The following is an 8,512-nucleotide window of genomic DNA, read 5'->3' on the forward strand; positions in this document are numbered from 1 at the left end:
GCCCGCCGCCTCGATCGCCGGGCGGGTGCCGCGGGCGCCGCGGGCCTCCAGCGCGCGGCGGAACAGCTCGGCGTGGCCCGCCGCCGTGAACGGCCGGGTGCGGGCGATCCGGAACCGCTGCGGCAGGACGGGGTTGATCTCGCGGATCCGCTCCTCGCCGCCGGCGTCGCACAGCGCCACCAGGTTCAGGTCGGGGTGGACGGCGAGGAGCCGGTGCAGCTCGGCGGCCAGGGCCTCGCCGTTGCCGGGGTCGGCGACGATCCCGTCCAGGCCCTCGATGATCAGCAGCCGGTCGCCGGCGCAGTCGCGGGCGTCGGCGTGCAGCTTGGCGACGGCGTCCGACAGGCGCTGCCCGGCGAACAGGTTGTCGGTGATCCAGTGCGGGTCGCGGCCGAGCGCCAGCGCCCTGCCGAGCTCCTGCGCGGCGTCGCGCTTGCCGGTGCCGTCCGGCCCGCTGATCAGCAGCCGGACGGGGGCGTTGCCGCGGGTGAGCTCGGCCAGCGCCGCGGTCACCTCCGGCTGCTCGACCAGCGACGTGGCGATCTCCGCCCGGCCGCCCGCGGCCGTCCCGGGCGCGGCGTCGGCGGCGGGCACGCTGCGCAGCGTCTCGGTGAGCGGGTTCACGACCCGGCGGCGCGGCGCGTAGAGGCGGCGCAGGTCGGTCTGGAACTGGCCGACCGGGATCCACTCCGCCTTCGGGAACCACGGGTCGCCCGGCAGGCCCTGCACGATCGCGACGAACCGCATCGCCATGTCGAGCCAGCCGCGGCACGCGTCGGCGGCGCCCGCGACGAGCGCCCGGACGAGCCACGCCCGCGTCCGCTCCTGCCACGCGCCCGCCTTGAACCCGCGGCGCTCCGCGGTGAACCGCTGGAGCAGCTCGCCGTACCGGTCCTCGCCGAGCGCGACCGCGAGTTCGGCCGGGACCTGCTCCATGCTGCCCTGCAGCAGCAGGTGGACCAGGTGGACCTCGACGGTCTCCTCGCGCGGCGCGGCCTCCATGAGGTGCTCGTAGGCCGCGAGCAGGCCCGCGCACACCCATTCCAGGTAGCCGACCGGGCCGAGCAGCTCGGGGACGGCCGCGACGATGTCGTCGCCGGCGTGCGCGTGCCAGTGCTCGCGCAGTTCCGTCTTGGGCAGGTTCACGTCGCAGACCGGCGGGTCGTCGTAGAGGCGCAGCAGCGCCTTGCGGCGCTCCTCCAGCGGCTCGATGCCCTCCAGCACCGACAGGCAGTCGCGGGCCAGCTCGATCGCCAGCGCCCGGTCGGGCGCCTCGATGAGCCAGTCCACCGGGGGCCGCCACCGCCCGCCCGGCGCGTCCCAGCGCGTCATGCGGGTGCTGAGCGGGCCGGGGTTGACCAGGTGCCGGTGCAGCAGCCGCTCGGGGAGCTGCGACCACGACCCCGCCTTGATCGCGCCGCCGCCCGGCAGGAACGCCAGCATGCCGAAGATCTCCGCGGTGACGAGCGACGCGGGCAGCGTCAGCAGCTTGTGCTCGTCGGTGGTCAGCTCCACGGCCCGCGGATCGGCCGCCAGCCCGTCGATACGCGCCGAGATCTCCTCGAACAGCCCGTCCGGGACGCGCCACGGGCCGTGCGAGTAGACGTCGAGCACCGGCTCGTCGGTGAGCAGTAGCTCCAGATGCTCCGGCAGCCGCAACGAATACTCCCCAAGAACGTCCAAAACAGGGGTACAGCTTATGTTTTCAAAGAGAGTGCTGTGGTGCCCGCGTCGCACCGCATACGAGGGTCGCGCCGCACAGGAGCGCCGCACCCGCGCTCAGGCCCGGCGGAGCGACTCCACGGCGATCCGGGCGGCGGAGCCGATGACCGCGTCGGCCTCCGGGAGGACGGCGACGGGCAGCGTCGACCTGGTGAAGACCGCCACCGCGTAGCGGGCCCCGTCGGGGTACTCGACCGCGCCCACCTCGTTGCGCAGGGTCGGCAGGGTGCCGGTCTTGCCGCTGACGACGACGTCGTCGTAGGGGAACCCGGACGAGAGGCGGTGCGGCCAGACCTGGAGGCCGAACAGGCGGCGCATCGCCGCCGACTCGGCGGGCGGGGCGGCCTCGTCCCGCCAGATCATCGACAGCAGCCGGGTCATGTCGCGGGGCGTGCTGCGGCTCGTGCGGAGCGGGTCGAGGGCGCGCAGCCGGTCCTTCAGGCCCGGCTCGTCCAGCCGCGCCCAGACCTCGGCGACGCTGCCCGCCCCGGCGTCGGCGAGCAGGGTCTCGTGCAGGTCGCGGCCGTTGCCCTCGATGACGGTGTCGCGGAGCCCCAGGTCGGCGGCCGTCGCGTTGACCGCGTCCAGGCCGACCCGGTCCATGACGACGTCGGCGGCGGCGTTGTCGCTGACAGTGATCATCAGGCAGGTGAGGTCGCGCAGCGACATGCGGACCTCGTCCAGCAGCGCCGACACCCCGGTCGGCCCGGCGGTGCGGTCGTCCGGGCGCAGCGTGACCTGCTCGGTCGGGTCCAGGACGCCCTCGGCGGCCTGCCGGTGGAACGCGACGAGCAGCGGCACCTTGAACACCGACGCGAGCACCACCGGCTCGTCCGCGCCGACCGCGACGTCGCGCCCGGTGTCGATGTCCACGACGTGCAGGAACCCGGTCACGCCCGCCGACCGGAACGCCGCGTTGATCCGTTCGGCCGCGCTCGCCCTCCTGACGGGCACCTCGCTCATGCCAGGAACCCGGAGGACGGGCGCGGGACGACCCGGCGGGCGGGGGCGCGGTCGAGCGGGGTCATGCCGGCCTCGCCGCGCAGCACCGCGGTCGCGACGGCGGTGAAGTCGGCGATGGCGCGCGCGTGCTCGGGATCGCGGGCCCGCCGCCAGGCGCACGACGTCCGCCAGGCGAGCGGCTCGCCCGCCAGCGGCCGCCACACCGCCCCGGCGGTGTCGTCGGTGCGCGGGACGAGGGCCACGGCCGTCCCCGCGAGGACGAGCCCCAGCGCGAACCCCGGATGCCGCGCCTCGTGGACCGCCGCGGGCGCGTACCCGTGCCGGCGGCACCCCGCCAGCACCTCGTCGTGGGCGCCGGGCGCCTCCTCGCGCGGCGGCACGACGACGTCGCGGGTGCCGAGGTCGGCCAGGTGCACCTCCGGGGGCGCGCCCGGTCGCGCGGCGCCGTCGCCGGCGGGCAGCAGCACGCCGAGCGGCTGCGCCAGCATCGGGCCGAGCTCCAGCCCGCGGGCGTCGCACGGGTGCCGCACCACCCCCGCGTCCAGCGCGCCCTCGGCGAGCGCGCGGATCTGCTGGTCGGTGCCCGTCTCGCGCAGGTCGAGCCGAAGGTCCGGGCGGCGCTCCCGGAACGCGGCGATCAGCGCGGCGACCACCCGGCCGCCGAGGTCGCTCGGCAGGCCCGCGCGCACCGTCCCGACCTCGCCCAGCCGGGCCCGCTCGGCGACGGAGTAGATGCGGTCCACGCGGGTGAGGATGTCACGTGCCTCCTCCAGCAGCAGCCCGCCGGGCGCGGTGAGCCGCACCCGCCGGCTGGACCGGTCGAACAACCGCACGCCGAGCTCCTTCTCCAGCCGCTGGATTCGCTGGCTCAGCGGCGGCTGCGCCATGCCGAGACGCTCGGCCGCGCGGCCGAAGTGCAGTTCTTCGGCGACGACGACGAAGCACCGCAGATGCCCGACGAGGTTCACGAGCAGCGATAATACCGAATCGGATATTCATCTGGACCGATATCAATCTTGGACTTTTCGGGCGTCGCCTGGTGTCCTGGTGCCCCCATCGGTCATCCGCGCTCTCGGCGGATCGCCCGGCCGGTGGGCCGGACAGGGGGAGAAGGAGTTCGACGATGCGCCGATCCCGTGTGCTCGCCGTCGCCGCGGTCGTGGCGGCGGTCGTGATCGTGGGGGCGGGGGCGGTGTGGTTCCTGCGCGACGGTGACGATCCCGGGGACGCCGCGAAGCGCTACCTCGCGGCCTGGAGCGGCGGCGACCTCGCCGCGATGAAGGCCCTGACCGACGCCCCGCCCGCCGACTTCGAGAAGCGGTTCACGCAGATGCGGGACGACCTGGGCGCCGTCAGGCAGCGCTACACGGTCGCGTCCGTGGGGCGTCCCAAGGACGGCAGGGTCGGCGGGGCCTACAGCGCCGAGGTGACGCTGGCAGGCGACCGGGTGTGGAAGTACAGCGGGTCGCTTCCGATGGTGAAGAAGGACGGCGACTGGCTCGTCCGCTGGTCGCCGCAGGTGATGTACCCGGAGCTCAAGGAGGGCCAGCGGCTGCGCGCCGCGCGCGCCTGGCCGGACCGCGCCGCCGTCCTCGCGGCGGACGGCAGCGACCTGGCGTCCTCGCCGTCCGGGTCCGCCCGGCAGCTCGCCGGGCAGGTGGGCCCCGTCTCCGCCGAGGCGGCGGGCAAGCTCGGCGCCCCGTATCGCAAGGGCGACCCGGCGGGCGCGGACGGCCTCCAGCAGCAGTACGAGCGGCGCCTCTCCGGCACGCCCGCGCTCGCCGTGCAGATCACGGACGCCGAAGGCGTGCCGGTGAAGACGCTGCAGCGGTTCGGAGGCGCGGCGGGCAAGCCGGTGAAGACGACCATCGACCCGAAGGCGCAGGCCGCCGCCGGGCAGGCGGTCGCGGGGGCGGCCAAGCCGGCGTCCATGGTGGCGCTGCGCCCGTCCACCGGCGAGATCCTCGCCGTGGCGAACCAGCCCGGCGGCTACAACCGCGCGCTCATGGGCCGGTACCCGCCCGGCTCGACGTTCAAGGTCGTCACGGCCGCCGCGCTCGTCGCGGGCGGCATGTCCCCGACGACGAACGTCGCCTGCCCGGCGACCACCGCGGTCGGCGGCCGGTCGTTCCACAACTACAAGCACGAGGACTTCGGGACGGTCCCGCTCCGCGAGGCGTTCGCGCACTCCTGCAACACCACGTTCGCGCGGCTCGCCGTCGACAGGCTCGGCGAGAAGCGGCTGGCTCAGGTCGCCTCCCAGTTCGGGTTCAACGCCCCGATCATCGCGGGGCTGCCCGCCGTCCGCGCCGCGTTCCCCGCTAACAAGGACGACACCGCCTTCGCCGCCGCGTCCTTCGGGCAGGGCGAGGTGCTGACCAGCCCGCTCAACATGGCGAGCGTCGCCGCCGCCGCGGCCGACGGCACCTGGCGCTCGCCCCGCCTGGTCGATCCGTCCCTCGCCGCGCAGGCCGCCGACGCCGGAGGCCGCAGGCCCGAGCCGCCGAAGCGGCTGGAGCCCGCCGTCGAGAAGGCCCTGCACGCCCTCATGCCGGCCGTCGTCAGCGAGGGCACCGCCTCCGGCGTCGACTTCCCGTCCGGCACGGCGGGCAAGACCGGCACCGCGGAGTTCGGCGGGGGCGACAACCCGCCGACCCACGCCTGGTTCATCGGCTACCGCGGGGACGTCGCCTTCGCGGTGATCGTCGAAGGCGGCGGGACCGGCGCCGAGGCCGCGGCCCCCATCGCGGCGAAGTTCCTCAGGGCGCTCTGAGCGCCCCTGCCCGGCGCGCGTCGCCCCTGGCGCCGGACGTCCGCTGCCAGGGGCGATCGCCATGCCCATGCCCTAGCGGAGGGCGCCGGCCAGGACGCGGGCGGTCTCGGCGACGGCCCTGTCGTCGGCCTCGGCCTCGGGGGCGAACCGGTTCGTGGTGATCACGATGACGAGCGGGGCGCCGGCCGGCGGCCAGGCGATCGCGATGTCGTTCGCGGTGCCGTAGGTCCCGCCGGTGCCGGTCTTGTCGCCGACCGTCCAGTTCCTGGGAAGCCCGGCGCGGATGCGCTCGTCCCCGGTGACCGTCGCCTTCATCCAGCCGATGAGCCGCCGGCGGTCGGCCGGGACGAGCGCCGGGCCCGCGGTGAGGGCCCGCAGGTCCCCCGCCCACGGGCGCGGAGCGGTGGTGTCGCGCACCTCGCCCGGCTTCCACACGTTGAGGTCGGTCTCCCAGCGGTCGCCGCGGCTCACCTGGTCGCCGAGCGAGCGGAAGAAGGCGGTGAGCCCGGCGGGCCCGCCGATCTGCCGCAGCACCAGGTTCCCGGCGGTGTTGTCGCTCCGGGTGACGGCGGCGTGGCACAGGTCGGCGACGGTCATGCCGGTGTCCACGTGCTTCTCGGTGACGGGGGAGTACTCGACCAGGTCGTCCCTCGTGTAGGGGATCACCCTGTCGAGCAGCCCGGGGTCGGACTGCCGGGCCTTGCGCAGCACCGCGCCGCACGCCATCGCCTTGAACGTGGAGGCGAACGCGAAGCGCTCGTCCGGCCGGTGGGAGACGGTGCGCCCGGTGCCGGTGTCGATCGCGAAGGCGCCGATGCGCGCGTGGTGGGTCGCCTCCAGGCGGCCGATCTGCCTGGTGACCTTCGCCTGCGCGGGATCGACGGTGAGCGTGGACGTGGCGCCGCGCGGCGCCGCGCTCCGCGCGCCCGGGTCCCCGCCGGAGCCGCAGCCGGCGAGGCCGGCGATCGTCGTCAGGGCGAGAGCGGCGGCGCCGAGCCGCCGGTCGCGCCTGCTGTGGGTCGTCATGCCGGAGAGCAGACCAGAGCCGCGAACGGCATGTCCAATATCGATATGACGTGAGTCTCGATATGCGAACGCATATGCCGGAGCCCTGACCTCGCCGGACGCCGCGGTCAGAGCCAGTCGCGCACCTTGAAGATCACATAGAGGGAGAGGCTGCAGACGACGACGATGACCGTGCTGGCGATGAAGCCGGAGTGCTGGGAGAACCCCGGGTAGGGGACGTTCTGCCCGTAGAACCCGGTGACGGCGGTCGGCACCGCGATGATCGCCGCCCAGCTGGTGACCTTCTTCATCACCTCGTTCATCCGGTTGCCCTGCAGCGCGAGCCGCGTCTCCAGCAGGTCGGCGACGAGGTCGCGCAGGGCGTCGGTCGACTCCCCGACGCGCAGGGTGTGGTCGTAGACGTCCTGGAAGTAGGGGACGAGCGGCGCCGGAACGATCTTCAGATCGCGGCGCAGCAGCGTGTTGAGCACCTCCCGCATCGGCAGCGCGACCCGCCGCAGCGCGGTCAGGTTCTTGCGCAGCCGGTAGCTGCGCTTCTGGATCTCCTTGACCGGGAACGCGTCGTCGAACACGAGGTCCTCGACCTCGTCGGCCTCGTCGTCGAGCGCCTGGACGGCCGTGAGCTGCAGGTCGATGACCAGGTCGAGCAGGCCGTAGAGCAGGAACGCGGCGGTCGGCTCGTCGAACCCGGCGTGCGGGGTCTGGTCCCAGCGCCGGACCAGCGCGTCGACGTCGAACCCGCAGTCCTGCCGGACCGTGACGAGGGCGCGCTCGCTGAGGAAGGCCGACACCTCGTGCATCGCCAGCTCGCCGTCGGTCACCACCGGGACGTAGACGTTGAGGAAGGCGTACCCCTGGTAGCGGTCGAGCTTCGCCCGCTCGTGCCGGGAGACCGCGTCCTCGACGGCGACGGGATCGAGGCCGAGCTCGTCGCTGACCACGTGCAGGTCCTCGCGCCGCGGCGCGCACAGGTCGAGCCAGACGACGACGTCCGGACGCTCCAGGTAGTCGCTCAGCCGTGAGACGGGGAAGCCCTCCGCCTCGATCTCGCCGTCGCGCCAGGCCCGCGTCCGCGGGGGTGCCGAGCCGATCCGGTTGCCCGGATCCTCGTCGAAGTCGGTCTCGGATGGATGGGATCCCATGCGCGCCTTATACCCCTGCTTTCCCAGGAAATGAGGTGCCGGGCCGTCCGGCGCGGTCAGCGGGCACGCGGCGGCGCCGTCGATCCCCGGACGACCAGCTCGCCGGGCAGGACGCCGGAGGCGGGTCGGCGCCCGTCGAGGAGGTCGAGGAGCGCCGCCATGCCCTGCGCGCCCAGTTCCTCGGCCGGCAGCCGGACGGTCGTCAGCTCGGGTTCCAGCGCCGTCGCCAGCAGCACGTCGTCGAAGCCGGTGACCGACACGTCGGACGGGACGTCCAGGCCCAGCGCGCGGGCCGCCTTGTACGCGCCCGCCGCGATCAGGTCGTCGTCGCAGACCAGCGCGGTCGGCGGCTCGGGACCGGTGAGCAGCCGGGTGGCGGCGTCCTTGGCCGAGGCGACGTCGATCGCGCAGCCGGCCCGGAGCAGGACGCCGTCCGGCAGGCCCGCGACGACCTCCGCGAGGGCGTCCGCGCGGGCGTGGAACGTCCACTGGTCCAGGGCGGCGGCCACGTGCCCGATCCGGCGGTGGCCGAGGCCCGCGAGGTGCGCCGCGATCTCCCGCATCCCGTCGGCCACGCCGAAGTCGACGGTGGGGACGGGGGCGCCGGGAAGGCCGGCCGGGCCGCTGTCGAGCGTCACGACGGGCGTCTCGCCGAACCCGCCGAGCGTCTCTGCGGCCATCGAGGACGCGAGGACGCCGTCGATCGCCTCGCCCGGCGCCGCGAACGGGCCGTCGGCGGGCCCCGCCGCGCCGTCCGGCCAGGTCGAGACCACGACGCCGAAGCCGTGCCGGGCCGCGACCCGCGCGGCGCCGGTGTAGACGGGGCCGAAGAACGGCGCGGTCAGGGTCGGCACCATCAGCAGGACGGTCCGGGTGGTGCCGAGCC

Annotated in this window: 7 protein-coding genes; 1 reads left to right on the forward strand and 6 read right to left on the reverse strand. The window is 74.7% G+C overall.

What is annotated here, in order from left to right; genetic code table 11:
* From AB0K37_RS38155 to AB0K37_RS38165, 3 genes are all read right to left on the reverse strand, one after another.
* A partial coding sequence (locus AB0K37_RS38155) for a hypothetical protein (RefSeq protein WP_363989976.1) occupies positions 1-1,659 on the reverse strand: 1,659 nt, incomplete at its 3' end.
* Positions 1,660-1,779: 120 nt separating this feature from the next.
* A complete protein-coding gene (locus AB0K37_RS38160; protein WP_363989978.1) occupies positions 1,780-2,685 on the reverse strand; it encodes a serine hydrolase in 906 nt (301 codons plus the stop codon).
* Positions 2,682-3,653: a LysR family transcriptional regulator gene (locus AB0K37_RS38165; protein WP_363989981.1), complete on the reverse strand. Its 972-nt coding sequence runs from the start codon at positions 3,651-3,653 to the stop codon at positions 2,682-2,684. The genes AB0K37_RS38160 and AB0K37_RS38165 overlap by 4 nt, the downstream gene beginning before the upstream one ends.
* Positions 3,654-3,808: 155 nt before the next feature.
* Between AB0K37_RS38165 and AB0K37_RS38170 the strand changes: the two genes are divergently transcribed.
* Positions 3,809-5,458, forward strand: a complete 1,650-nt coding sequence (locus tag AB0K37_RS38170) for a penicillin-binding transpeptidase domain-containing protein (RefSeq protein WP_363989984.1) — start codon at positions 3,809-3,811, stop codon at positions 5,456-5,458.
* Between the two features lie 72 nt (positions 5,459-5,530).
* Here AB0K37_RS38170 and bla read toward each other — a convergent pair whose 3' ends face one another.
* The 3 genes from bla to AB0K37_RS38185 all read right to left on the reverse strand — a co-directional run.
* Entirely contained in the window at positions 5,531-6,484 is a 954-nt protein-coding gene (gene bla, locus AB0K37_RS38175; protein ID WP_363989987.1) for a class A beta-lactamase, read from the reverse strand.
* A gap of 107 nt (positions 6,485-6,591) precedes the next feature.
* A complete protein-coding gene (locus tag AB0K37_RS38180; protein ID WP_363989990.1) occupies positions 6,592-7,626 on the reverse strand; it encodes a magnesium transporter CorA family protein in 1,035 nt (344 codons plus the stop codon).
* A gap of 56 nt (positions 7,627-7,682) precedes the next feature.
* A partial coding sequence (locus AB0K37_RS38185) for a LacI family DNA-binding transcriptional regulator (RefSeq protein WP_363989992.1) occupies positions 7,683-8,512 on the reverse strand: 830 nt, incomplete at its 5' end.

The sequence above is a fragment of the Actinomadura sp. NPDC049753 genome (genome assembly GCF_040674655.1).
Lineage (GTDB): Bacteria > Actinomycetota > Actinomycetes > Streptosporangiales > Streptosporangiaceae > Spirillospora > Spirillospora verrucosospora.